The sequence below is a fragment of the Elioraea sp. genome, assembly GCF_022842375.1.
Classification (GTDB): Bacteria; Pseudomonadota; Alphaproteobacteria; order Acetobacterales; family Acetobacteraceae; genus Elioraea_A.
On record NZ_JALHPR010000021.1, the window covers coordinates 23,731 to 47,885 of the forward strand.

At 69.2% G+C, this 24,155-nt stretch carries 19 protein-coding genes and 1 tRNA gene; 11 read left to right on the forward strand and 9 right to left on the reverse strand.

Going from position 1 to position 24,155, the window contains the following annotated elements:
- Nucleotides 1-5: 5 nt before the first annotated feature.
- Entirely contained in the window at nt 6-1,703 is a 1,698-nt protein-coding gene (locus Q0C38_RS16480; RefSeq protein WP_291298206.1) for a hydantoinase B/oxoprolinase family protein, read from the reverse strand.
- Nucleotides 1,696-3,720, reverse strand: coding sequence for a hydantoinase/oxoprolinase family protein (locus tag Q0C38_RS16485; RefSeq protein ID WP_291298207.1), 2,025 nt, complete (start codon nt 3,718-3,720; stop codon nt 1,696-1,698). The genes Q0C38_RS16480 and Q0C38_RS16485 overlap by 8 nt, the downstream gene beginning before the upstream one ends.
- 140 nt (nt 3,721-3,860) lie before the next feature.
- Here Q0C38_RS16485 and Q0C38_RS16490 point away from each other — a divergent pair, with 140 nt between their 5' ends.
- Complete coding sequence (locus tag Q0C38_RS16490; RefSeq protein WP_291298208.1) at nt 3,861-4,721, forward strand: DMT family transporter; 861 nt, start codon at nt 3,861-3,863, stop codon at nt 4,719-4,721.
- Nucleotides 4,722-4,742: 21 nt separating this feature from the next.
- A complete protein-coding gene (locus Q0C38_RS16495) occupies nt 4,743-6,032 on the forward strand; it encodes an FAD-binding oxidoreductase (RefSeq protein WP_291298209.1) in 1,290 nt (429 codons plus the stop codon).
- 7 nt (nt 6,033-6,039) lie between these two features.
- Here Q0C38_RS16495 and Q0C38_RS16500 read toward each other — a convergent pair whose 3' ends face one another.
- The 3 genes from Q0C38_RS16500 to Q0C38_RS16510 form a co-directional block, all read right to left on the reverse strand.
- Complete coding sequence (locus Q0C38_RS16500; protein ID WP_291298210.1) at nt 6,040-6,804, reverse strand: SDR family NAD(P)-dependent oxidoreductase; 765 nt, start codon at nt 6,802-6,804, stop codon at nt 6,040-6,042.
- A 23-nt stretch (nt 6,805-6,827) separates the two neighbouring features.
- The gene (locus Q0C38_RS16505; protein WP_291298211.1) at nt 6,828-7,799 is read right to left on the reverse strand and encodes a DUF808 domain-containing protein; all 972 of its coding nucleotides are present in this window, start codon (nt 7,797-7,799) and stop codon (nt 6,828-6,830) included.
- A gap of 116 nt (nt 7,800-7,915) precedes the next feature.
- Nucleotides 7,916-8,740, reverse strand: coding sequence for a universal stress protein (locus tag Q0C38_RS16510; protein ID WP_291298212.1), 825 nt, complete (start codon nt 8,738-8,740; stop codon nt 7,916-7,918).
- 811 nt (nt 8,741-9,551) lie between these two features.
- Between Q0C38_RS16510 and Q0C38_RS16515 the strand changes: the two genes are divergently transcribed.
- Genes Q0C38_RS16515 through Q0C38_RS16525 form a run of 3 tightly spaced genes read left to right on the forward strand, consistent with a single transcriptional unit; the run spans nt 9,552 to nt 14,021 of the window.
- Entirely contained in the window at nt 9,552-11,909 is a 2,358-nt protein-coding gene (locus Q0C38_RS16515) for a P-loop NTPase fold protein (RefSeq protein ID WP_291298213.1), read from the forward strand.
- Entirely contained in the window at nt 11,906-13,090 is a 1,185-nt protein-coding gene (locus tag Q0C38_RS16520; RefSeq protein ID WP_291298214.1) for a M20 family metallopeptidase, read from the forward strand. Before Q0C38_RS16515 ends, Q0C38_RS16520 begins: the two co-directional genes overlap by 4 nt.
- Nucleotides 13,091-13,121: 31 nt before the next feature.
- Nucleotides 13,122-14,021, forward strand: a complete 900-nt coding sequence (locus Q0C38_RS16525; protein ID WP_291298215.1) for an AEC family transporter — start codon at nt 13,122-13,124, stop codon at nt 14,019-14,021.
- 3 nt (nt 14,022-14,024) lie between these two features.
- On the opposite strand, the gene ppa is transcribed toward Q0C38_RS16525, so the two are convergent.
- On the reverse strand, nt 14,025-14,579 hold the full coding sequence (gene ppa / locus Q0C38_RS16530) for an inorganic diphosphatase (RefSeq protein WP_291298216.1): 555 nt from the start codon (nt 14,577-14,579) through the stop codon (nt 14,025-14,027).
- Nucleotides 14,580-14,727: 148 nt separating this feature from the next.
- On the opposite strand from ppa, the gene Q0C38_RS16535 reads away from it, so the two are divergent.
- The 3 genes from Q0C38_RS16535 (at nt 14,728) to Q0C38_RS16545 (ending at nt 17,602) form a co-directional block, all read left to right on the forward strand.
- Complete coding sequence (locus Q0C38_RS16535) at nt 14,728-15,912, forward strand: homoserine O-acetyltransferase (protein WP_291298217.1); 1,185 nt, start codon at nt 14,728-14,730, stop codon at nt 15,910-15,912.
- Nucleotides 15,913-16,010: 98 nt separating this feature from the next.
- A complete protein-coding gene (locus tag Q0C38_RS16540; protein ID WP_291298218.1) occupies nt 16,011-17,327 on the forward strand; it encodes a serine hydrolase in 1,317 nt (438 codons plus the stop codon).
- 199 nt (nt 17,328-17,526) lie between these two features.
- Nucleotides 17,527-17,602, forward strand: a tRNA-Ile gene (locus tag Q0C38_RS16545).
- Between the two features lie 247 nt (nt 17,603-17,849).
- Here the strand turns inward: Q0C38_RS16545 and Q0C38_RS16550 are convergent.
- Nucleotides 17,850-18,479 carry a hypothetical protein gene (locus tag Q0C38_RS16550; protein WP_291298219.1) on the reverse strand — a complete coding sequence of 210 codons (630 nt, stop codon included), beginning with the start codon at nt 18,477-18,479 and terminating at the stop codon, nt 17,850-17,852.
- Nucleotides 18,480-18,651: 172 nt separating this feature from the next.
- On the opposite strand from Q0C38_RS16550, the gene Q0C38_RS16555 reads away from it, so the two are divergent.
- Nucleotides 18,652-18,900 carry a hypothetical protein gene (locus Q0C38_RS16555; RefSeq protein ID WP_291298220.1) on the forward strand — a complete coding sequence of 83 codons (249 nt, stop codon included), beginning with the start codon at nt 18,652-18,654 and terminating at the stop codon, nt 18,898-18,900.
- A 92-nt stretch (nt 18,901-18,992) separates the two neighbouring features.
- Nucleotides 18,993-20,675 carry an energy-dependent translational throttle protein EttA gene (gene ettA / locus Q0C38_RS16560; protein WP_291298221.1) on the forward strand — a complete coding sequence of 561 codons (1,683 nt, stop codon included), beginning with the start codon at nt 18,993-18,995 and terminating at the stop codon, nt 20,673-20,675.
- Nucleotides 20,676-20,726: 51 nt separating this feature from the next.
- Here the strand turns inward: ettA and Q0C38_RS16565 are convergent, their stop codons facing one another.
- On the reverse strand, nt 20,727-21,833 hold the full coding sequence (locus Q0C38_RS16565; RefSeq protein WP_291298222.1) for a hypothetical protein: 1,107 nt from the start codon (nt 21,831-21,833) through the stop codon (nt 20,727-20,729).
- Complete coding sequence (locus tag Q0C38_RS16570) at nt 21,830-22,969, reverse strand: hypothetical protein (protein ID WP_291298223.1); 1,140 nt, start codon at nt 22,967-22,969, stop codon at nt 21,830-21,832. The genes Q0C38_RS16565 and Q0C38_RS16570 overlap by 4 nt, the downstream gene beginning before the upstream one ends.
- Nucleotides 22,970-23,178: 209 nt before the next feature.
- Between Q0C38_RS16570 and Q0C38_RS16575 the strand changes: the two genes are divergently transcribed.
- Nucleotides 23,179-24,105: a hypothetical protein gene (locus Q0C38_RS16575; protein ID WP_291298224.1), complete on the forward strand. Its 927-nt coding sequence runs from the start codon at nt 23,179-23,181 to the stop codon at nt 24,103-24,105.
- Nucleotides 24,106-24,155 lie beyond the last annotated feature (50 nt).

A 24,155-nucleotide genomic window follows, 5' to 3' on the forward strand; every position in this document is an offset into this window, starting at 1 on the left:
GGGCGTCAGCCGGTCCTGCCATAGGCCGCGCGCGCGGCCGCCTCGGTCACGTAGCCCTGCGCGATGTCGGCCGCGATCGCCTCGCCGCTGCGCTCCGCCGCGGGGCCGTAGCCGCCGCCGCCTGCCGTGTAGAGCGTGAGGATATCGCCCTTCATGAGTTCGAGCGTGTCCTTGCTGCGCACGGTGATGACGCGGCCGTCCCGCACCACCTCGCAGCGCGCACGCTCTCCCTCCGTGCCGCCGAACAGGCCGTAGGGGGCGAGGCGGAAACGATCGGCGTAGATCGCGAAGTTCACGCCATCCTTCAGGATCTCGAAGCGGCGGTAGAGGCCGAGCCCGCCACGCTGGCGGCCATGGCCGCAGCTGTCGGGGATGAGGCCGTAGCCGACGATGCGGAAATGGTCGAAGTCCATGTCGGTCGCCTCGACCGGCGTGTTGGTGCAGTTCGACAGCGCCGAATCGATCCCGTCGCCGCCATCGCGCCCGACCGTCGCACCCCAGCCACCGCCGTAGATCTCGAGGTACACCTTGTAGCGGTTATCCTCGAGATGCGAGACGGAGGTGACATGCGTCGTGTCGTTGCCGCCGGCGATCACCTTCTCGGGGACCACCTGCGCAAGCGCCTTCAGCACGGCGTTGTAGGCGCGGTAGCCGGCCTCCATCCGTGCGCGAACCGGCGCCGGATAATGCGGGTTGAGCAGCGAGCCCTTCGGCGCGGTGATGCGGATCGGTCGCTTCAGCCCCTCGTTGAAGGGAATGTCGGCACTTGTCAGCGCAGACTTGATGGCGGAGAGGGCGGCGGAGATCGTCGAGGCGAACGGGCAGTTGAGGTTGCGCCGCACCTGCGCGCAGGTGCCGGTATAGTCGACCGAGATCGTATCGCCCGCGACGGTCACGGTCGCGCGCACGGCAAGCGGCGTGTCGGAGAGCCCATCGTCATCCACCGCATCCTCGCCGGTGTAGACGCCATCGGGGATCGCGGTGATCGCTGCGCGGGCGCGGCGTTCGGAATAGTCGAGCAGCTCGGCCATCGAGCGGCGCACGGTCGCGGTGCCGTAGCGGCGGAAGAGCTCGCGCAGCCTGTCGGCCCCGATCGCGTTCGCGGCGAACTGTGCGTTGAAATCGCCGATCGTCTGGTGCGGCACGCGGATGTTGGCCGCCACCAGCCGCTGCAGCCCGCCGCCATCGTCCCAGTCGCGCGCGAAGCTGTAGCGAGTCGGCGGAATGATCAGCCCCTCGGCGTGCACGTCCGCCGCATCCGGCGTGAGGCCCGGGTTGCCGCCGCCAAGGTCGAGATGGTGCGCGACAGTGCCGGAAAAGCCGATCAGCACGCCATCGAGAAAGATGGGCGAGTAGATGAACACGTCCTGCAGGTGCTGGCCGCCGGAGTAGGGATCGTTCGTGATGTAGAAGTCGCCGTCGACCAGCCGCTCGACCGGGAAGGCCGCCGCACAGGAGCGGAAGATCTCCGACATCGGGCCGAGCTGCATCGGGATCAGCTCGGCCTGCGCGACGACATTTCCTTCAGCGTCGAACAGGCAGGCGGAGGCATCCTGCGCCTCGCGGATGATGGTCGAGTAGGCGGAGCGGACGAGCTTCACCCCCATCTCGCGCGCCGCGGCGATCAGCGCCTGGCTGATCACCGCATGGTCGACGGGGTCGAGCGCCTCACCCGTTGCGCTGGTGCCGAGTCGCTCAAGCATCGCGTGTCTCCCGCGTGAGGATGAGGTTGTCGGCAGCGTCGCGCTCCGCCCGCCAGGCGTCGGGAAGCAGCAGCGTCGAGGTTGAATCGTCAAGCAGCGCGGGGCCCGTGACGCTGCGGCCAGGCACGAGCGAGCCGCGCGAGAGGAGCGTTCCCTGCCGCCAGGCGCGGTCGGTGTAGAGCTCGATCGCGCGGTCCTCTCCCGCAGTACCCGATGGTTCGGAAAGCCGTGGGGCATCCTCCTGCGGCGCGATCAGGCCGAGGCGGAACGAGACGATCTCGACCGGGCGATCCGATGCGGCGCCAAAATGGTACACCTTCTGGTGCGCCGCGCCGAACCGCGCGCGGAGATCGGCCGCCGTGAGGGTCGCGAGGCTGTCGAGCGGCAGCGGCACCGGCACCTCGAAGGCCTGGCCCACGAACCGCATGTCGGCGGTGAATTCGAGCGCGAGCTCACCGTCGAGGCCGAGGGAGCGGGCGCGGGCAACAGCACGTTCGCGCATCGCGTCGAAGGTCTCGCGCACGACCGCAGGTGCCGTGTCGTCCACCGCCGCGCGCAGCGTGCGGCTGTCGAACTGCGAGAAATCCGACGCGAGCAGCCCGTAGGCCGAGATGATGCCGGCCGAGGGCGGCACGACGATGGTGCGGATACCGAGATCGCGCGCCACGTCCGCCGCGTGCAGCGGCCCGGCCCCGCCATAGGGAACGAGAACGTAGTCGCGCGGATCATGCCCACGCTCCGTCGAGATGAGCTGGATCGCGCGCACGATGTTGGCGGTCGCGACCCTGACGGCAGCGTCGGCGGCCTCCTCGATGCTCATGCCGAAGCGTTCCGCGATCGGGGCGAGGGCGGTGCGCGCGGCGTCCGCATCGATCCGCATCCGCCCGCCGAGGAAGGCATCAGCCCGCATCGTTCGCCGCACCACGTGCGCATCCGTGATGGTCGGCACGGTGCCGCCGCGGCCGTAGCAGGCAGGGCCCGGATCGGCGCCGGCGGAGTGCGGCCCGACGCGAAGCATGCCGCCCTCGTCCACCCAGATGATCGAGCCGCCGCCCGCCCCCACCGTGTTGATATCGACGACCGGGATGCGCACCGGCAGGCCATCGATCATGAATTCATTGGTCAGCTGGGGCCGACCGTCAGCGACGACGCAGACATCGGTCGATGTGCCGCCGATGTCGAGGGTGATCAGGTTGCCGTAGCCCGATCGCGCCACCTGGCGCGCCGCACCCGTGACGCCAGCGGCAGGACCGGAGAGAAGTGCCGTGACGGCGTTCTCGCGCATCGCCTCGCCCGGCACGCGCCCGCCATTCGATTGCATCACGCTGAACCGCCCGGCGAAGCCGTGCTCCTTCAGCCGCTCGGCGAAGCGGGCGATGTAGCCGTCCATCACCGGCTGGACGTAGGCCGACAGCGTCACGGTCGAGGCACGCTCGAACTCGCGGAACTCGCGGGTGACATCCGACGAGACCGTGACGTGCACGCCAGGCAGGTGCGCGCGGATCAGTGCCTTCAGCGCCTGCTCATGCGCGGGGTTTACGTAGGCGTTGAGCAGGCAGATCGCGATGGCACGATAGCCCCCGGCGGCGAGCGCGGGAACGAGGTCACGCTCCGCCGCGGCGAGGTCGAGGGCTGTGAGAACGCTGCCGTCGGCGAGGATGCGCCCGCTCACCTCGAAACTCGAACGCCGATCCACGACTGCCGGTGGCTGGTGGTACGCCAGGTCGTAAATGCGCGACCGGCCGTGGCGCTGCAATGCGAGGATGTCGCGGAAGCCAGCGGTGGTGACGAAGGCGGTGGGAAACCCCTTCCGTTCCAGAACCGCATTGGTCGCGACAGTCGAGCCGTGCGCGAGCTCGGTGATCGAGGGGATGGGGATGCCGCTTTCGGCGAGTGCGTTGAACGCGCCGATATCGGGGCTTTTCGGCGTCGACGGCACTTTCAGCACCGTCACGCGCCCATCCGCGATCGCCACCAGGTCCGTGAACGTGCCGCCAACCTCGATCCCGACGCGCATGCTGTCTCCGCCATCCCCGCTGCTTCACGGGAGCTTACAAGCCGCGTGAAAATGTTCCATCATTTTTTCGCCGCCGTTCTGGCGGCCGCTGGAGGATGCAGGTGTCGCGAGCAGCGGAGAAAGGCGGGGGGATCGGCGCGATGCCTGCCGCCAACCTTGCGTTCGTCGTGTTCGCCTGGGGCGGCAACTACACCTGGGTGAAGCTTGGCCTCGACGACATGGGGCCGTGGAGCTTCAACGCCGCGCGTTACGGGCTCGCAGCGATCGCCCTCGGCCTCTGGCTCGCGCTTCGCCGTGGGCCGGCAGCGCTGTTGCCGGTGAGGGGCGAGCGTGCGGCCATCGCCGTCACCGGGCTGCTTCAGGTCGGCGTGATGACGGCGTGCAGCACGCTCTCCCTCACCCGTGTCGAGGCGAGCCGGACGGTTCTGATCGCCTACACGATGCCGGTGTGGAGCATGCTGTTCGGCGCGGCCATTGCGGGGGAGCGTGCTGGCCGCCCGGCGCTGCTGCCTGCCGTGCTTGGGCTTGCGGGGCTTGCGGTGCTGTTCTCACCCTGGGCGATGGATTGGACGACGCGGGCCGCCCTGGAAGGCTCCGCCCTCGCACTGGTCGGCACCTGGGCGTGGGCTGCCGGCGCGCTGCTTTACCGCCGCCGCGTCTGGCGGAGCGGGATGTGGAGCCAGGTCTCCGGCCAGCTCGGCCCCTCCGCGATCGTGATGGTGGTGCTTGCGGCGCTCCTCGAGACGCGCACCACCGCGCCGACCGCGCAGCTTGCCGCGATCCTCGCCTGGAACGCGCTGGTGCCGACCATCCTCGGCTTCCGTGCCTGGGCCAATGCGCTCGAGCGCCTGCCAGTGTCGACCGCAAGCCAGGTTCTCCTGCTCTCGCCCGTGCTCGGCGTCGCACTCAGCGCCGCGGTGCTGGGCGAGCCGATCACGCTAGCCCTTCTGCTCGCTGCCTTGCTGACGCTCGCGGGCTCGCTGCTCGCGCTTCGCAACTGACCGGATCTGAGAGGACGTCCGATGCCAGACCCCTTTCCACTTGCCCCGTCGCTGTGGGCCGCGACGGCACCGCCGCCGCCGGAGACAGTGCCGCTCACCGCCGACGTCGAGGCCGATGCCTGCATCATCGGCGGCGGTTATACCGGCCTCTCGGCGGCGCTGCATCTCGCCGAACGGGGCAAGCGAGCCGTCGTGCTCGAGGCGCGCGAGATCGGCTTCGGCGGGTCGGGCCGGAATGGCGGGCAGGTGATCCCCGGCATCAAGGAGGACCCTGACGCGATCGAGGCACGCTATGGCCGCGAGGCTGGCCGCGCTCTCGCCGCCTTCGTCGGCGGCACGGCCGATCGTGTGTTCGATCTGATCACGAAACACGGGATGGACGTGCCGCATCGCCGCAGCGGCTGGATCCAGGGCGCGCACACCGAGGCGATGGTCGAGACGGTGCGACGCAGGGCTGGGGAGTGGGAAGCGCGCGGCGCCGATGTCGCGGTGCTCGACCGAGCGGCGATGGTCGACCACCTCGGCTCGGAGAAGTACCTCGGCGGCTGGCTCGATCGCCGCGCGGGAGCCGTGCAGCCGCTCGCCTATGTGCGGGGCCTCGCGCGTGCCGCCATTGCCGCAGGGGCTGCCGTGCACACCGACAGCCCCGTGTCGGAAATCACGCGGGCGGGGACCGCCTGGCGCATCACGTCCCGCACGGGTGGGCGCGTCACGGCACCCACGGTGATGGTCGCCACCGGCGGCTATCCGGGTGGCCTGGTGCCGGGCCTGCGCCAGACCGCGGTGTTCCCGAACACGTTCCAGATCGCGACCGAACCGCTGTCGGACAATCTCCGCAAGTCCATCCTGCCTTATGGGCAGGTGACGTCGGATACGCGGAAGCTGCTGCTCTACTTCAGGCTCGATCATGAGGGGCGGTTCCTGATGGGCGGCCGCGGCCCCTATCGCGAGCCCACGGGGCCTGGCGACTGGGCACATCTCGAGCGCGTCGTCGGCAAGCTCTATCCGCAACTCGCCGGAACGCCGATCGCCTATCGCTGGTGCGGCCGCGTCTCGGTCACGCGCGACTTCCTGCCGCATGTGCATGAGCCCGAGCCGGGGCTGCTCGCGCTGATTGGTTGCATGGGCCGCGGCATCGGGCTGCAGACGGCGATGGGAGCTGCGGTCGCGGAGGCGATCGCCTCAGGCAACCGCGCGGCGATCCCCTTCCCGGTAACGCCGATCCGCAGGCTGCCGCTGCATGCGCTGCATGAGCTCTATGTCGCGGCGATCATCGCCTGGTACCGGATGACCGATGCTGGTGTGAAATGATGCGTAATCAGAACACCGTCCATCCCCCATCGACGACGAGCACCTGGCCAATGATGTAGCGCCCGGCATCGGAGACGAGCAGCAGGATCGGCCCGACCATGTCATCCGGCACGCCCATGCGGCCGGCAGGGATGTGGGCAAGCGCGCGCTCGATCCGCCCCGGCACGTCATGCATCGAGGCGATGAAGGGCGTGTCGGATAGGCCAGGGGCGATCGCATTCACGCGCACGCCATGGGGGATCCAGTCACGCGCGAGCGATTTCGACAGCTGGATCACCGCTGCCTTGCTCGCGCAGTAGGCTGGCCTGCCCTCGAGCGGGATGATGCCGCCCTGCGAGGCGACGTTGACGATCGCCCCGCCACCTGCCGCGATCATGTGGCGCCCGAACGCCTGGTTCCAGAAGAAGATGCTGCGGACGTTCACGCCCATCATCGCATCGAATTCCTCGGGCGTCGTCTCGAGCGCATCCTTCCTCAGCGCCACGCCTGCGGAACACAGCAGGATGTCGACGCGGCCCGACGCCGTGGTGCGCGCTACCACCTCGTCACGGAAGCCCAGATCGGCGACATCGCCAACGAAGCTCTCGGAACCGATCGCGGCGGCGAGAGAGGCGAGGCCCGCGGCGTCACGATCGATGGCGGCGATCCGCGCGCCGCAGGCAGCCATCGCGATGGCCATCGCGCGGCCAAGCCCGCTCGCAGCACCGGTAACGACGGCGGTGCGGCCTGTGAGGTCGAAGGCGCCGGCGCCCTTCTCGGCGAGCGTTGCCATGCTGCGTGTCCCTGGTGTGTGTGTCAGTGGGCCTTGGTGCCGCGCACGCGCGCGAGCAACGGCAGGATGACCGTCTGCACGATCGGAATGAGTGCCGCGCCGACCGCGAGGCCAACGACGCCCGCACCCGCCGCGGCGACGATCCACGTGACCACCCCGCCGAGGGCCGGCACGGCAGCGCCGGCGGCGTGCGCGATGGCATGGACCAGGTGCCCCGGCTGCGTCACGCCGTAGCCTTCGAGCCCGTGCAGGATGATGCCGCCACCGACCCAGATCATCGCCGCCGTGCCGACGATGCTGAGCGCGGTGAGGAAGTACGGCATTCCCTTCACGAGGCCGCGCCCAAGTGCCGCGATCGCCGCGGACGGGCTCAGCGACATCGCGAGGCCGGCATCGTCCGCCTTCACGATCAGCGCCACCGCCCCGTACACGACGACGGTGATGCCGATGCCGACGGTGGCGAGGATGGCGGCCTGCGAGGCGAGCGAGGCTTCCGGGATGGTCGCGAGGGCGATCGCCATGATCTCGGCCGAGAGGATGAAATCTGTGCCGATCGCCGCGCGCACCTTGGCATCCTCCGCGGCCTGCGGATCTGGCGCCGCCACGCCGATCGCCGCCTCGTGGGCGTGCGCGGCGTGCGGGAACAGCACCTCCAGGACCTTCTCCGTCCCCTCATAGGAAAGATAGGCGCCGCCGAGCATGAGCAGCGGCGTGATCGCCCAGGGCGCGAACAGGCTGAGGGCAAGGGCCGCCGGCAGCAGGAAGATCAGCTTGTTCTTCAGCGAGCCGATGGCGATGCGGCGGACGATCGGGATCTCGCGCGCCGCGGCGAAGCCGACGACGTAGCGTGGCGTGACGGCGGCATCGTCGATCACGACGCCGGCTGCCTTCGCACCGGCCTTCGTCGCCTGTGCGGCGACGTCATCGAGCGTCACCGCCGCCTTGCGGGCGATGAGCGCGATATCGTCGAGAAGCGCAATCAGGCCTGTACTCACGGGGGGGCATCCGGCAGGGGAGGGGAGGGGCAGCATAGACGGGTGCAACCGCGACGACGATGCCTCCCACCGACCCTCCCTGACGGGTCGCCAACTGCCAAAGCCAGGCGACGAGCCTAAGCGGCCAGGAGCGTTGGCAGTGTCGGGCCGTGGTCGAGCACGTCCATCGTCGCACTGCCGAACACGAGATTGTGCAGCGGCGCGTGCCGGACGGCTCCCATCACCATCATGTCGGCATCGGCCTCGCGCGCGACGTCCAGGATGGCGCGGGTCACGCCGCCGCGGCCGCGCTGCACTGGCCTGAACGAGGCATTGGCCCCGTGGCGTGCCAGAAGGTGGGCCAGCTCGACCCCCGACTGGCCCGGCCGGAACTCCTTGTCGTCGGTCACGCTCACGATGGTGACCGTGTTCGCCCGCTTCACGAAGGGCAGCGCGCCGTGCACCGCGCGCACGGCTGCCGGGGTCGCGTCCCAGGCCACGATGATCCGCGAGGGATGCGCGCGCACGCCCCAGTTCTCCGGCACGAGCAGCAGGGGACGTCCCGACGAGAAGACGCCCCCCGACGCCACGAAGCGCCGACCGAGCTGAGCTCCCGACGCGAAGGACATGATGCCGACATCGCTGACGCGCATCTGGTCCGCGAAATTCTGTCCGACCCCGTAGGCAAAGCTGCTTCGGCCGCGAAGCTCGAGGCGCACGCCGCGCGCTTCGCACGCATGGCGGACCTGCTCCGCGACGGCATCCTCCTGCGCCGCGTGGTCGCCATCGGATGGTTCGGCCTCGCCTGCCACCGCGTCCACCTGGGTTGCCGTTGTCGAGAAGACGAGGGCGGTCACGTGCGCGGCATGCGCCTCCGCGATCGCAAGCGGCATCGCGAGGTGCGCGTCGATCCTCTCGCGTGCCTGCGGTTCCACATGCAACGCAATCGTCGTCAAGCCCATGGTGCATCCTCCCTGTCGTTCAATGCGGGCGTGACGCGTCTGCGGCGTTGGCGAACACCGCGTGGGCCACGCACGGTTCCTGTCGCGCGTCATCATCCCGGACATCGCGCGCATGGATGCTACCAACGATGCCGCGCAGAAATCCACACCTCGCGGGGGGTTATTCGAACTGGGGCGTCGTCAACCGGGTTTCCCTGCGAGGCAGCGGATGCGCGCCGAGGCGAGACACGACGATGTTGCGCCTGGTCGTCGCGCAGCGCGATCAGGCCTGTGCTCGCCCGGGCGGGTGGGCAGGGGTGTCCTGCCGGGGAAGAAGGAGAGTTTGGCCTGAATCGGGATGTTTTGCGCAGCCGTGCCGGTGGGATAACGTTCTAGGATGGATGCGCAGTCATTACGACCACCTGTCCCGGGCACGTTCGGCGAGGCGAGGCAAGCGGACATCTCGCTGTCAACGCGGACGGCGGTTTCGTTCGCGGCCGCCCTTGCGCTGACAAGGAGGGAGAGGTTCGGACAGGCTCGCCCAATCGGCCTGAGTGACATCATCGCGGGGATTGTTGTCGCGGGTGCGCAGAACCGTGGAACGTTCAGCGTTGTAGCCGATGAGCTTGAGACGCTCGTCGGCCGATCACGCATCGAGCAGGCAATGGACGACGCCAATGCGCGGAGCGACGCCCCCACTACACTGCCCCTGTCACCTCTCCTTCAGGAAGCCTTTGCGGTCGCTCGAGGCCTTGCCTCGGTCACTGTCGCACGGTCGCGCATTGACGCACGGCACCTGCTCGCTGCGCTGATTGCCGCCCCCAACACGTCGATGCTCACTGCCGCCCTCCGCCGCGTGTGGTGGCGCGACTGGTCGATCAGCCCCGATTCGCTCCGCGCGCCAGTTCTCGCCGCGATCGAGCGGAACCCCGAGAGTGGCGAGAACCTCGGAGCCTGGCGGCGCATCCTTGCAGTCCCTACCGTCGCGCCGGCCGCCTTCGCCGCCGATGCACCCAGGGTGCAGGACGACGCGCTCGGTCGCCGCGGTGATGCGAAGCGGCTCGCCGAGCTCGCCTGCCTCGCCGACAACGCGCCACCGCTTGCCATCGGCCTGTTCGGTGACTGGGGCAGCGGCAAGTCGACCTTCATGGCGATGATGCAGGGCGAGGTCGCGCGCATCGGCGCCGCCTGGAAGGACGATCCGGCGAGCCCGTTCGCCACGCGCGTCGCGCAGATCCGCTTCAACGCGTGGAGCTTCGCCGATGCGAATCTCTGGGCGAGCCTGGCGGTCGAGATCTTCGAGGGGTTGCGTGACGAACTTGCGCGCATCGAGGGCACGGGCGATGAGGCGAGCCATCGTGCGAGCACGCTTCTGGCCGAGATCAGCGCGCGCACCGACGCGGCGAAGCTGGCGCGGAAGGGGGCCGACGATGCCGTCCGCGAGGCGCAGACGACGCTCGCGGGCATCGACACCAAGCTGAAGGCGATCGACGAGAAGCTGATGCGCCCGGTCGCCGCCCTGGCCGAGCGGTCATCGTCCATCCTGCTGGCGCGACATGAGGATGTGTCGGCGCTGCTGCGCGATCTTGGCGCGCTGAAGCCCGGTGAGACGGCCACCGCGCAGCGCCTTGCCGAGGAGGCGTTGACGCTCGCCGCAAGCGGTCGTGGCAGTTTGGCGATCCTTCGCCGCGTCGTGAAGCTCGCTTCCACGCGGCTTGCGATGACGCTTGGCGCAGCGGCGGCACTCGCCGTCGCCGTTGCCTGGTTCGTGCCACCCGGAGCGCTTCAGGCGGTGGCCGCATTCGTCGCGTTCGCCGCACCCTTTGTCGGCCGCGTGGTGGCTGCCCTCAATCGCCTTTCGCCGCTGCTCGATGCGGTGGAGGCGGAGGAGAAGGCGGAGGCCGACCTCAGGCGCGAGCGTGCGGCGCTGGCGGACGCACGCAGTGCCGCGGCACAGGCGCTGGTCGAACGCGAGGCGGCGGCGGCAAAGGCGTTGACGGGGCTCGACGCGATCGAGAAGGCAGCGGCGACGCCGCAGGCGATGCTGCGTTTCTTCCTGAACGAGAGCGACGAGCTGCGCGGCTACCAGCAGGAGATCGGCCTCGTTGGCCGCCTGCGGCGGAGCTTCCAGCGGCTGGATGACCTGATGGCCGCGCAGCGCGATCCCCGGCGCACGACGCGGACGGACCTGCCCGTGCTCGATCGCATCATCCTCTACATCGATGACCTCGACCGGCTGCGCGAGGACCAGGTGGTGAAGGTGCTGGAGGCCGTCGCGCTGCTGTTGCAGTTCCGCCTCTTCGTCGTCGTCGTCGCGGTCGATGCGCGGTGGCTCGAAGGCGCGCTGCGCCGGTACTACGCGGGACAGCTGGGTGGCGAGGGGCAGGCGGGGCCGGGGGACTATCTCGAGAAGATCTTCCAGGTGCCGTTCTGGCTGCCGCGCCTCGCGCCGGGCGGTGATGGGTTCGCCGGCCTCGCGCGCGTCTTGCTGCCTGAGGGAATGGAGGTGCCGCAGGAGCCGACGCTGTCCAGCTCATCGCCGAAGGTCGAGGCGGTCCAGGGCGAGTTCACGATCGACCCTGACGAGCTGCCGCAGCCGGGCGACGAGACGCCTGTCGAGATGCGTGCGGCAGAGGTCAAGCGCGTGACGCTGACGAAACCGGAAGCCGAGGTGCTCGCAGCGCTGATGCCGCTCGCTGCGACTGGCCCGCGGGGGGCCAAGCGGTTCGTGAACCTCTACCGGCTCGCGCGGGCGAGCAGGAGCGATGAGGAGCTGCGGCGATTCCTGGGCGAAGATTCGGCTCGTGCTGCCTTCCCTGGTCTCGCATTTGCGCTCGCCCTCTCGTGCAGCTGCACCGCTGAAGAGTGGCAGGAAGTCGTGACCTGGTATCGCCGGCCGATCCTCGGGGTGGAGGAACAGGTCGATGATGCGAAGCTCGCAGTCGCATGGTCGGACGTGCTCCTCAGGCCGGATGCATGGCGTGACGACAGCATCAGGCTATTGAATCGACTGACGTGGAACCGTCTCGGCGCACTTCGCGACCTGCCGGATGGGCTTGCGGTCCTTACGTTTGGTATGGTCAGGGACGCCCTTGCCGAAGCGGCACGCTACTCCTTCCACGCACCCCGCCTTGACCGGGTCGTCACTCCCCATGAGTCTCCCGCTGAACAACCCGGAGGGCCAGCATGAACGCCGCACCGACTGAAGCCGCCATCACGGCCTGGCTCGCCACGCAGGAGAGCGCGATGATCGCGATGCTCCAGCGCATGGTCGACACCGACAGCGGCAGCGCCGACAAGGCGGGCGTCGATGCGGTGGGAGAGCAGATCAAGGCGTTCTTCGCCGAACGCAACATCCCCGTCGAGGTCAAGCCAGGCACGAAGCAGGGCGACGTGCTGCGCGCCGTGCTTGCCGGGCCCGACGAGGGCGCGGGCGGGGCCAACGCAGGCCGCAACATCGTGCTGATGGGCCATCGCGACACGGTGTTCCCGAAGGGCGAGGCACGCCGCCGGCCGTTCCGGATCGAGAACGGCCTCGCCTATGGGCCGGGGGTGGCCGACATGAAGGCAGGGCTGGTGATGAACTGCTTCGTCATCGCCGCGTTCCAGAAACTCGGCGGGCACCCGGCACCCCTCGTCGGCCTCTTCACAGGTGACGAGGAGATCGCCTCTCCCGAAGGCCGGCCGCTGATCGAGGCGGAGGGCCGCTCCGCGCGCGCGGTGTTCAACAGCGAACCAGGCCGCCCCTCGGGCAATGTCGTCACCGGCCGCAAGGGGGGCGTGTTCTCGACCATGATGATCGAGGGCAAGGCAGCGCATTCGGGCGGGAATTTCGAGGCTGGCATCTCGGCGATCGAGGAGCTCGCCCGCAAGGTGCAGGCAATCCATGCGCTGACCGACCTCTCGCGCGGCATCACGCTCAATGTCGGCGTGGTGCGTGGTGGGCAGAGCGTGAACACCGTCGCCCCCTCAGCCGAGGGCGACATCGATTTCCGCTATGTCGAGCCCGCGCAGCGCGACGAGATCCTGGAGCGGATCGCCACCATCGTGCGCACCGCGCATGTTCCGGGAACGAAAGGGACATGGCGGATCAACGGCGAGTTCCTGCCCGTCACGCAGGGCTCTGGCTCCGCGGCGCTGTTCGAGCTCTACCGCGATGCCTCCAGCAAGGCCGATCTCCAGGGCGAGTTCTCTGGCGGCTGCGCCGACAGCGGCTTCACGGCGGCGATGGGCGCGCCGACGATCTGCGGCGTTGGGCCCGTCGGCGGCAAGGCCCATACGCCGGAGGAGTATCTCGAGGTGGCGTCGATCGTGCCGCGCGCGCAGGCGGTGGCGCGTGCGATCTGCCGGATGGCCCAGTCGGGGCTGTGAACAGTCGGGCCTCTGAGATCACCCGCGCGGCGTGATCCCGCTTCCGGTCCTCGCCCCGTTCTTCGCGCTGATCCTGCTTGGCTGGCTGCTCGGGCGCGGTCCGCTCGCGTTGCCGGCGGCACAGGCGGGCCTGCGCGCCTTCGTGCTCTACGCTGCCCTGCCGGCCTTCGTGTTCCGCTTCGTGGCCGAAGCGGCCCCGCCGCCCCCGGCAGCCCTGCTCGCCCCGCTCGCCTACACGCTGGCCAGCGGCGTGACGGGGTCGGTCGCGGCGCTGCTCGCGCGGCCGGGGCTCAGGCGTGTCGCGTTCATGGCCGCGATCAGCGCGAACCTCGGCTATATCGGGCTTCCGGCGATCGCCGTCTCGCCGCTCGGCACCGACCCTGCGGCGGTGGGGGCGGCGATCGCGATCCTCGTGCTCGATGTTCTCGGCACGCTGAACCTCGGCATGGTGATGCTCACCAAGGGGGGAATTCGCGCCGGGATCACGGCCCTCGTGCGCGCGCCGATCGCCTGGGCGATGCTGGCAGCCCTCGCGATGCGGGGCCTGGGCCTCGCGCTGCCCGGCCCTGTCGCCACCCTTGCGGGGATGCTCTCGGGCGGTGCCGTGCCGGGCGCGCTGATCAGCCTCGGCGCGGCGCTCGCGGCCGGCAGGGCGGGGCTGTCGCTGCGGCCGCTCGCGGGTGTTGCCTGGGCCGTGCCGGCTAAGCTGCTCCTCCAGCCCGCTGCCTACGTGGCGGCGGCGGTGGCACTCGGCCTGCCGGAGGGGGCGGTGGTGGCCGGCGCGCTGATGGCCGCCTGTCCGGTCAGCCTCGGCTTCTTCCTCGTCGCCGCCTCGGGCGGGCAGGACATGCGCACCGCGGCCTCGCTCTGCCTCTGGACGACGATCGCAGCGGCTCCGGGCTTCGCGCTCTGGAACCTGCTCCTGGGCTGAGGCCTATTCGTAGTGGCGGCGCACGTCCTTGCTGTCGACGGCGCGCTTGATGCTCTGCAGGATCAGCCGCTCCGCCACCTCAGGACCGCCCCAGTCGCCGAGGCTGACGATCTTGCCCTTCTCCAGGTCCTTGTAGTGCTTGAAGAAATGGGCGATCTGCTCGATCAGGATCGAGGGCAGGTCGGTGTAGCTCTTCACGCCCGTGTAGAACGGGTGCAGCTTGTCGACAGGCACGGCAAGCACCTTCTCGTCCGCCCCCGCCTCGTCATGCATCTGGAGCACGCCCACCGGCCGGCAGCGGACGATGCAGCCAGGCACGAGCTGCGCCTGTGTCACGATCATCACGTCCATCGGGTCGCCGTCCTCGGCGAGCGTGTGCGGCACGAAGCCGTAATTGCCCGGGTAGTACATGGCGGTGTGGAGGAAACGGTCGACCATCAGGGCGCCGCTGTCCTTGTCGAGCTCGTACTTCACCGGAACGCCGCCCTGCGGGATCTCGACGATCACGTTGATGTCGGAGGGCGGGTTCTTGCCGATCGGGATCTGGCTGAGGTCCATCGGTCTCTGTCACCTGTTGGCGTGTCGAAGGGTGGCGGACCATAGCGGCACCGGGCGGCTTTCGCCATGGGGAGCAGCCGGTGATTGCACCGGCATAAGCGGTGCGTGCAGCATGGACCCGCCGGATCTGGCCAACGGGAGAGAAACGATGCTGAGACGCCACCTGCTGGCAGCCCTTGCCGCGTTGCCGCTTCTCGCCGGACCGCTCGCGCCCCAGGCGGCGGCGCAGGAACTGATCGTCGAGAAGAAGAGCTTCGAGATCCCACGCTTCGTGACGCAGAACGGTCAGCCCATCCCGGCCCTGCGCATCGGCTACCAGACGGCGGGAACGCTGAACGGGGCTGGCGACAATGCCGTGCTGGTCGCGCATTTCTTCTCCGGCAACAGCCACGCCTTCGGTCGCTACACGGCCGGTGGCCCGCCCGGCTACTGGGACGCGATCATCGGCCCCGGCAGGCCGATCGACACGAACAAGTACTTCGTGATCGCCGCCGACACGCCGTTGAACATCAACACGCGTGACCCGAACACGATCACGACAGGCCCAGCGACCACCAACCCCGAGACGGGCCGCCCCTGGGGCATGGGCTTCCCGGTGATGACGATCCGTGATTTCGTCGAGACGCAGAAGAAGCTGCTCGACAGCCTCGGCGTGCGCCGGCTCGCTCTGGTCGCCGGCGCCTCGATGGGCGCGCTCCAGACGATCGAGTGGGCAGCGGCCTATCCCGATATGGTGCAGCGCGCGATGTCGGTGATCGGCACCGACCGGGTGGATGGCTGGATCATCGGCTGGCTCGAGCTCTGGGCAGCGCCGATCAGGCTCGACCCAGCCTGGAACGCGGGCAGGTACCATGGCAGCACGACCGAGCCGGTCGCAGGGCTCGCGGAGAGCCTGAAGCTCGTCACGCTGCATGCGCGCGACCACCCCTGGGCCACCGCTCTCGGCACCCGCTTCGCCGAGGGGCAGGACCCGCGGCGGAGCGTGACCGAGCGGTTCGCGATGGAGAAGTGGCTCGACGATGCCGCGATGGCTCGTGCGCGGGTGTCGGACGCGAACCACTTCCTCTACCTGATCCGCGCCAACCAGCTGTTCCTCTCAGGCTACGACAGCCCCGAGGCGGCGCTCTCGCGCAGCAGGGCGAAATGGCTGATCGTTCCCTCGGTGAGCGACCGCGTGTTCCCCATCGAATACAACCGCAGGCTCGCCGAGACGCTGCGCCAGCAGGGGCGGGAGGTGGACGTTGTCGATCTCGAAGGGCCGCTCGGGCATCTCGAAGGCGTGGTGAGCATGGCCAAGGCAGGTGACGCGATCAGGCGGTTGCTGGCGAACTGACCGGCTACGACCGGGGCTTGGCGGAACGTTCCGGACCGCTACCATGCGGTGCGCGGCGGGGAGCCAACCCCGCCGTCTAGAAACCGGAGGACGTTCCGATGCACCGTCGTTCCCTCATGGCGCTGCCGCCGCTGCTCGCGGTCGCATTCGCCATCCCCCTCGCCCATGCCCAGCCGCTCCCCGCCGCCAAGCCGGAGGAGGTCGGGCTCGACCCTGCCCGACTTGCCCGCATCGGCCAGCTTCTCTCGGCCGAGGTCGATGCCGGAAGGCTGCCTGGCGGCGTCATCATGGTCGCGCGCCGCGGCAAGCTCGTGCACACCGAGGCCGTCGGCTTCCGCGACAAGGCGACGCGCGCCACCCTCGCGCCCGATGCCGTGTTCCGCATCTACTCGATGACCAAGCCGCTGGTATCGGTCGCGGCGATGATCCTGGTCGAGGAAGGCAAGCTCCAGCTGACCGACCCCGTCTCGCGCCACCTGCCGGGCTTCGACCGGATGGTGGTGAGCGAGCCGCGGATCGACCCGCTGACGGCATCCGTCTCCTATGTGCAGGTGCCGGCGGCACGGCCGATGACGGTGCAGGACCTGCTGCGCCACACCTCGGGCCTGGCGTATGGCGAGATCACCCAGAACGCGCAGGTGCGGACTGCCTACACGCAGGGCGGTGTGTTCCGTGGCACCGATCCGTTCGATGCGCGGCAACTGACGCCGCAGCAATTCACCGCCGCGGTCGCCGCAGCCCCGCTTGCCAAGCAGCCGGGCACCACCTGGGAGTACAGCCTCTCCTCCGACGTTCTCGGCCGCGTGGTCGAGGCAGCTTCCGGCCAGCGGCTGGAAGTGTTCCTCGAGGAGCGGCTCTTCAAGCCGCTTGGGATGGCCGACACGGCGTTCTTCGTTCCCGAGCCAAAGGCGGGGCGGCTCGCGCAGGGGCTCGGCGTCGACCCGGCGGCGAACAACACCCCCGTGGGGCTGATCGATGTCAGCCGCGCGCCGGGCAATGCCTCTGGCGGGGCAGGGGCCGTCTCGACGGCGGCCGACTATCTCCGCTTCACGCAGATGATGGCCAATGGCGGGTCGCTCGGCGGCGTGAGGATCCTCTCGCCCGCGACGGTGCGGCTCATGACGTCCGACCATCTGGGCAGCGGGATCGCCCAGCCGGTGCAGCCTGGTGAGCTGCTGCTCGGCACGAGGGGCTATGGCTTCGGGCTTGGCTTCGCCGTGCGGCTTGCCGATGGCGTGGCGGGCGTTCCGGGGCAGCAGGGCCAGTTCATGTGGGCTGGCTATGGCGGCACATATTTCTGGGCCGACCCGAAGGAGGAACTGGCGGTGGTGTTCATGTCGGCCGCGCCGAGCGTTGGCCGGGCCGCCTATCGTCGCCTGATGATGCAGATGGTGTATGCCGCCATCACCGGCTGAAAGACCGCACGATAGTTACTGCCGTGGCCGTCTGGCTTTGGTGTCCTGCGCTTCCGGTGCTCACGGCCCATCAGGCCGCTGCGCGCCGGTTCTCGGACACCGCGCCATCCGGCTCACGGCAGCGAACTCTCGCACGTTCTTTGGGCGTGCGGAGTGGGGCTTGCGGGGAGCCCCACCGCTTCGCATGAATGCGCGTGGTGGGCCGGTAGCTCAATGGTCAGAGCTGGCCGCTCATAACGGCCTGGTTGCAGGTTCGAGCCCTGCCCGGCCCACCAGCGCGATCGCCACCCCCCGATTCGTCACGACTGAGGCAAGCCCAGGCCCGGGTCGGGATCCACTTCGTCGAGCGCATGCTGGGCCAAGTCGACGAAGTTTCCGAAGGCGCAGGCATTGAGCCTGGACCTGTCGATGAAGCCCACTCCCTCACAACAACCGGCCGGATCATCGATTGTTTGGTTTTCGATATCAACTGTGGTGCGCCCGTTAGCCTCGCCGACGGCCGCACCGGCAATCCCGCGTGCGTCAACTCACCGGGGCGTTCCCGGCAGGCTCGATCATGGTGCGGACGAAGGTGATGAGGTGATCGGCGTCGTCGAAGTGAACATCGTCCGACTCGAGACTTGTCGTAACGCGCGGAAACTCATCGATGAACGAGAGCTGATCGACGATCGCAAGGCCGTGGTCCTCGATGACGGCGAGGAACCGCTGCCGGTCGTTCAGCCAGACTGTGAGGTGCTTCGACGGCGCCACGAACACCTCGTCCACCATATCGCCGCGCAAGCTGACGAGGCCGAACTGGAGGTATCCGTCGTGAGCGAGCTGGTAGGCGTACAGGTCGAGCAGATCGAGCAGGCCATCGCGCCCCGCTGCACCGACCGTGACGACCTCGCCATCCTTCGCCCCAGCGACGAAGCGAGCTTCAGGCCCGAGCAGCGCCTCGCAGAGGGCGCGGAACAGCAGCCAGAGCTTCGGCGCGTCGACGTTGATTTCAGCATACCAGGTGTAGCGAGGGTCATCGGAGGGCTTCAGCACCACGCCCGGTTCGATCCTTGCGGTGCGGAGTTGCTTCCGCCCTGTCGCCCGGCTGGACTCGGGCAACTCCTCTGGTCGCGCGAGCCTGACGCCATCGGGGAAGACGAGAGTGTTCTGCATGGGCACTGCCGGCGCTGGTTGATCGGCGGAAGCGTCCATGCGCCCAGCCGGCGCAGCAAGGAGAAACCCGTTTGCTGGTGCGATCCGCCTGGGGGCCACTCCTGCATAGGCGTTCACCTTTGCGTAATCGCTGCCATGCACCACTCCCTGTCAGCCCTCGAGGAGGCGCAGGATGTTCGGCATGGGTGGGGGAACGAGTCTGGCACCCGAGGTGCTCCGGGGGCCGGAAACCTTGGCAGCCTGGGCGCTTGAAGCGCCGGACGATGAAGCGCAAGGCCTGCGCGCCGTGCTCGCACTTGCCGACGCGCCCGTCGGCCCACCCGCCCGTGCCGCGGCACGGCTGATCAGCACGCACCACCGGGTCGAGACCGTCCGCCGCCTCGCCGCACGGGTTGCAGCCACGCTCGTGCAGGTGCGCTGAGCAGAGGCCCTGGCGCCGCGGCGGTTGCCGCAGGGGGGCGCGTTCGGTAGAACCCGCTCTCCCAAACACGCCAGCGCCGCGAGGGCCCGCCCATGCCCGCCTATCAATACGTCTATGTCATGAAGAACGTCACCAAGGCCTTCCCGGGCGGGCGTGAGGTCTTCAAGGGCATCACCCTCTCCTTCCTCCCCGGCGTGAAGATCGGCGTTCTCGGCGTCAACGGCGCCGGCAAGTCGACGCTGCTCAAGATCATGGCCGGCATCGAGAAGGACTATGGCGGCGAGGCCTGGGCGGCCGAGGGCGTGCGCGTCGGCTACCTGCCGCAGGAACCGCAGCTCGACCCCACCAAGACGGTGGCCGAGAACGTGCGCGATGCGCTGGGCGATGTCGTCACCGCGCTTGACCGGTTCAACGCCATCTCCGCCCTCTTCGGCGAGGAGATGACCGACGAGAAGATGAACGAGCTTCTGGCCGAGCAGGCCGAGCTCCAGGAGAAGATCGACGCCGCCAACGGCTGGGAGATCGACCGGCAGATCGAGATCGCGCTCGACGCGCTCCGCTGCCCTCCGCCCGACAGCCCGGTGACCAACCTCTCCGGCGGCGAGAAGCGGCGCGTCGCACTCTGCAAGCTGCTGCTCGAGAAGCCCGAACTGCTGCTGCTCGACGAACCGACCAACCATCTCGATGCCGAGAGCGTGGCCTGGCTCGAGACGACGCTGCGCGACTACCCCGGCACCGTCATGGTCGTCACCCATGACCGCTACTTCCTCGAGAACGTGACGAGCTGGATCCTCGAGATCGAGCGCGGCCGCGGCATCCCGTTCGAGGGCAACTACACCTCCTGGCTCGACCAGAAGCGCAAGCGCCTGGCGCAGGAGGAGAAGGAGGAAACCGCCCGCATGCGCGCGTTGGCGGCCGAAGCCGAGTGGATCGCCGCGACCCCGAAGGCACGCCAGACCAAGAGCAAGGCCCGCATCCAGAAATACGAGGACATGCTGGCGAGGAGCCAGGAGATGGCCGGCGGCGTGGCCGAGATCGTCATCCCGCCCGGGCCCCGCCTCGGCGGCACGGTGATCGAGGCGCAGGCCCTCTCGAAGGGGTATGGCGACCGGCTGCTGATCGATAATCTCGACTTCAAGCTGCCGCCTGGCGGCATCGTCGGCGTGATCGGGCCGAACGGGGCGGGCAAGACCACGCTGTTCCGCATGATCACCGGCAAGGAGCAGCCCGACGCCGGCACGCTCCGTGTCGGCGAGACGGTGAAACTCGGCTACGTGGATCAGAGCCGCGACAGCCTCGACGCGAACAAGACGGTCTGGGAGGAAATCTCGGGCGGCACCGACGTGATCCATCTCGGCAAGCGTGCCGTGCCCTCGCGCGCCTATGTGGGGGCCTTCAACTTCAAGGGCTCCGACCAACAGAAGAAGGTCGGCATCCTCTCGGGCGGTGAGCGGAACCGCGTGCATCTCGCCAAGATGCTCAAGGCGGAAGCCAACGTGCTGCTGCTCGACGAGCCGACGAACGACCTCGACGTCGATACGCTGCGCGCGCTCGAGGATGCGCTCGCCGATTTCGCCGGCTGCGCGGTGGTAATCAGCCATGATCGCTGGTTCCTCGACCGGCTCTGCACCCACATCCTCGCCTTCGAGGGCGAAAGCCACGTCGAGTGGTTCGAGGGGAACTTCGAGGCCTACGAGGAAGACAAGCGCCGCCGCCTCGGCGACCATGCGACCGACCCGCACCGCATCAAGTACAAGCCGCTCATCCGCGTCTGATCCCCAGGCCATCAGGTCCTGGGGCCGATTGTTCCTCAGCCCGTTTGTTGGTCAGGGAAGCCGCGCGAGCAGGGCGGCGAGTTCGACCTGCCTGCGGCAGCCGGTGCGCGCCATCACGGCCTTGAGCCGAGAGCGCGCCGTCTCCATCGGGATCGCCGCCTGCCGCGCGTGGGCTGCGAGCGACAGCCCGGACGCGATCGCACGCGCGACGGCTGCCTGCGGCTCGCTCAGCCCGAACAGGGCGGAGAGCGCGCCGTTGCCGGGCGCCGCGCCGGCCGCCGGGTCGGTCACGACGAGCAGCACGCGGGGGGCGTCCGGCACGGCGATCGCCTCCGCGATGTAGGGGATCGCCGCTTCGGTGCGGCTGATCGCGAAGCGGCCGGCAGCGTTGGGGTTGCGGATCGCCTCGGCGATCCCGGAGGCAACGGGGCCGTTCGGGCCGAGAATGATGCCGTCGCCACGCGCTGCGAGCCGCCGCAACGCCGCATTTGCCGTCAGGAAACGGCCATCGTCCGTGTAGCGGGCAACCGCGAGGTCGAGCGTTGCGAAGACATCTGCCGCCAGCGCGCCGGTGCTGCGCATCAATGCCGCCTTGTCCTGCGGCGATGGCTCATCCTGGCCGAGGAGGTGGATGCGGGCAGCGCGGCGCAGATGCGGCGCGAGCGCGGCGAGCCGTGCACCCGTGGAGGCGGGGAACGGCCCGCTCGCCTCCGTCCGCCCGAGCCCGAGCCGCGCCTGCAGACCAGCGATCGGCGTCACGGCAAGGCCGAGCGCATGCAGCATCGGCACATGTTCGCGCATGAAGCCGCGCCAGGCGGTGGACATCGCGAACACGTCCGCCGGCACAACGGCATCGAAATCGACGACCGCCCCGTCCGGCAATTCAGGCCAGACGCGCTGGCGCGGATTCTGCGAGGCCCAGCGATCGGTGTAGTCGTCGAGCCTTTCCGCCGCGATCGCCCCGCCGACATGGTGGTCCTGGCGCGTGCCGTCGGCGAGCCGCGCCACGTAATAGAACACCGTGTCGGCGCCGAGGCTCTTCGTTACGAGGGCGAGCGCATCGTCGAAGCTGCCCGTGCCGGCATTGGCTGCGTAGAAGGCGAGGGCGACGGGTGCGAGCCACGCCTCCTCGCGGTCGGCCGTGGCAATGGCTTTCACAGCTTCTCGTCCGTGCCGAGGCGGGAGAGCAGTCGGGCTAGCTCCGCCTGGCCGGCGCAGCCTGCCTTCCCGAGAACGGCTTTCAGCTGCGTGCGCGCCGTCTCGATGCCGATGCCGCGCCGCATCGCTGCCGCCGTGAGCGTCACGCCGGTTGCAAGCTCCGTCGCGAGCGCCGCCTCGGCTGGCGTGAGGCCGAGCAGGCGCTGCAGCAGCGCTGCATCCGGTGTGCCGACCGTCGGGTCGGTGACGACCAGGAGCACCCCGCGCGCATGCACCTCCACCCCGCCGACGGCGATGGCCTGCACGAGATAGGGCGCGCCGCCACCGCGGCGGGGCACGGCGATGGTCCGCATCGCCGGCTTGCCCGAGGCGCGCATCAGCGGGAGTTCTGCGATGGCGCGGGCAAGGGCTGCATCCGTCCTCGGATCGACGGCGGCCAGCCGCTCATGCCCGACGACGAGGCCGTCGCGCCGCCGGGCGAGCCGGCGCAGTGCAGCATTGGCGTTCAGCATCTGGGGCGCGCCATGGGCGACGGCGAGCGGTTGTGGCAGCGCCTCGATGTCGCCGAGGCCCGCCTGCTCGCCAAGCCCGTCGGCCGCGGCGGTGCGGGTCGTGGCCATGTGCGCGGCGATCATCATTCTGGCCCGCAGCGCCACCACGAGATGCGGCGCGATGGCCAATATCGCGCTCAACGTCTCCCCCCCGAACGGACCGCGCAGGTCGTTCCGCCCGATCGAGAACCGCGCCTCGATCCCGGGCGCCGGGCTGAGCCGCACGCCGCAGATATGGCGTGCTGGAAAACCGGTGCGACGCATGATCGGGCCCAGCGGTCCGTTCGCGAGGCTGTCGGGTGGCACCAGGGTATCGAAGGTGACCGGCACGCCGAAGGGTGCTGCCGCCCAGACGGCGCGGCGTGGATTGTGCGGGGCGACGGTGCGGTATTCGGCGAGCACGGCAGGTGCGGCGCGCATCGCCTGGACATCGGACCAGTGATCGTCCGCCCCGACGAAGAAGACGAGTGCCTCCTCCGCACCGAGGGCATGCGACAGCTCCGTCAGCGGTCCGCGGAGCGATGCCCCGTCGAAGGCGGCCTCGGTGAGCTTCAACGTTCTTGCGAGAAGCGATGCCCTGTCCACCGCCTGAGGGTGACGAGAGACACCGGGGAATTCAACACGATCTCACCCGAACGGGTGATGGCAATGTGATGGCGGTCACACATTCTCACTTTAGCGCGAGCGAGGGCCCTCGTTTCCTGCCTGCTGGGGCGCCCGCCGATCGCGCGAGGGGAGGGCTGATGCGCAATTGGGGGAGATTCCTCGGAACGACACCGGAGCCGGCTGGGCTCATGGCCCGGGCCGATGCCTGGGCCGACCAAATCCGCGACCCGACGGGTGCCTACCGCGTCGTGGCGGAAATGGTCTCGGACCTCGCAGCGATGGCGGAGGTCTGCGACAACGCCGAGTGGGGGCTGCTGCGTAGTGCGCTGCTTGCCCATCCGCTCTCCCAGCTTCTCCGCCGCGACCCCCTGCTTGCGCGGGCCTGGCGGCGCTGTGACGCGCTCGGGCAGATGGGTGTCGGACAGCAGGATGCCGTGCTGGTCGACCTCATGCTGCGCCACCCGGAGAGCGAGGTCCTGCTCCGTCGCGCCGATGACATCGGCCGCAACGTCTATGAGGCGACGTCGGCGCTGCCCGGCTGCGAAGCGATGCGCGATTGTCGCCGCCTGCTAGCCCGGCTTGGCGATTCGGTGGCCGAACGCCGCTGGGGGGCCGAGATCCTTGGCATCGGTCCCGCATACATGCGCGAGGCAGCACTTTCGTTGTCCGGCCCGGCGGGCGGCATCCGCCGGTGGGTCGGCCTCGTCCCGTACCAGGACGATGCGACGGTGATCGCCCGCTCCATGCCGGTTCCGTGGGTGATCCCCTATGTCGCGCGAACGCTGCCAACCCTGCTGCGGCCCGACCTGCTGGGATCGTTCGACCTCGTCTACTGCACTGGGCTCGACCAGCTCCCGGATCAATCGGCCGAGCTTCTGATGGTCGCGGCCTTCGCCCGTGTCAGGCCCGGTGGGCGGCTGCTGCTCGCGGGCCACGATGGCGGCGGCGGCGATGCCGCGTTCTGGCGACTTGCTGCCGCCACGGTGCTCCACCAGCGCGACGAAGCGCGATTCGCAGGGCTCGCGGCCGCCTTGCCGCCGCGGGATATTGCCGCGCGCAGGGTCTTCCGCAGCATCAATGACGCGATGGTCTATCTCGAGGTGGAGAAGGCCTGAGGGTGCCGACCTGATTCGGACAGCCCTCGTTCCGGCCTGCACGATCGACG

Excerpts from the sequence above, each read along its gene's own strand:
- Q0C38_RS16495 (WP_291298209.1), top strand. The coding sequence starts at position 4,743 with ATGCCAGACCCCTTTCCACTTGCCCCGTCGCTGTGGGCCGCGACGGCA.
- Q0C38_RS16500 (WP_291298210.1), bottom strand. The coding sequence starts at position 6,804 with ATGGCAACGCTCGCCGAGAAGGGCGCCGGCGCCTTCGACCTCACAGGC.
- Q0C38_RS16490 (WP_291298208.1), top strand. The coding sequence starts at position 3,861 with ATGCCTGCCGCCAACCTTGCGTTCGTCGTGTTCGCCTGGGGCGGCAAC.
- Q0C38_RS16540 (WP_291298218.1), top strand. The coding sequence starts at position 16,011 with ATGCACCGTCGTTCCCTCATGGCGCTGCCGCCGCTGCTCGCGGTCGCA.
- ettA (WP_291298221.1), top strand. The coding sequence starts at position 18,993 with ATGCCCGCCTATCAATACGTCTATGTCATGAAGAACGTCACCAAGGCC.
- ppa (WP_291298216.1), bottom strand. The coding sequence starts at position 14,579 with ATGGACCTCAGCCAGATCCCGATCGGCAAGAACCCGCCCTCCGACATC.
- Q0C38_RS16515 (WP_291298213.1), top strand. The coding sequence starts at position 9,552 with ATGCTCACTGCCGCCCTCCGCCGCGTGTGGTGGCGCGACTGGTCGATC.
- Q0C38_RS16550 (WP_291298219.1), bottom strand. The coding sequence starts at position 18,479 with ATGCAGAACACTCTCGTCTTCCCCGATGGCGTCAGGCTCGCGCGACCA.
- Q0C38_RS16480 (WP_291298206.1), bottom strand. The coding sequence starts at position 1,703 with ATGCTTGAGCGACTCGGCACCAGCGCAACGGGTGAGGCGCTCGACCCC.
- Q0C38_RS16520 (WP_291298214.1), top strand. The coding sequence starts at position 11,906 with ATGAACGCCGCACCGACTGAAGCCGCCATCACGGCCTGGCTCGCCACG.
- Q0C38_RS16510 (WP_291298212.1), bottom strand. The coding sequence starts at position 8,740 with ATGGGCTTGACGACGATTGCGTTGCATGTGGAACCGCAGGCACGCGAG.
- Q0C38_RS16575 (WP_291298224.1), top strand. The coding sequence starts at position 23,179 with ATGGCCCGGGCCGATGCCTGGGCCGACCAAATCCGCGACCCGACGGGT.
- Q0C38_RS16485 (WP_291298207.1), bottom strand. The coding sequence starts at position 3,720 with ATGCGCGTCGGGATCGAGGTTGGCGGCACGTTCACGGACCTGGTGGCG.
- Q0C38_RS16555 (WP_291298220.1), top strand. The coding sequence starts at position 18,652 with ATGTTCGGCATGGGTGGGGGAACGAGTCTGGCACCCGAGGTGCTCCGG.
- Q0C38_RS16535 (WP_291298217.1), top strand. The coding sequence starts at position 14,728 with ATGCTGAGACGCCACCTGCTGGCAGCCCTTGCCGCGTTGCCGCTTCTC.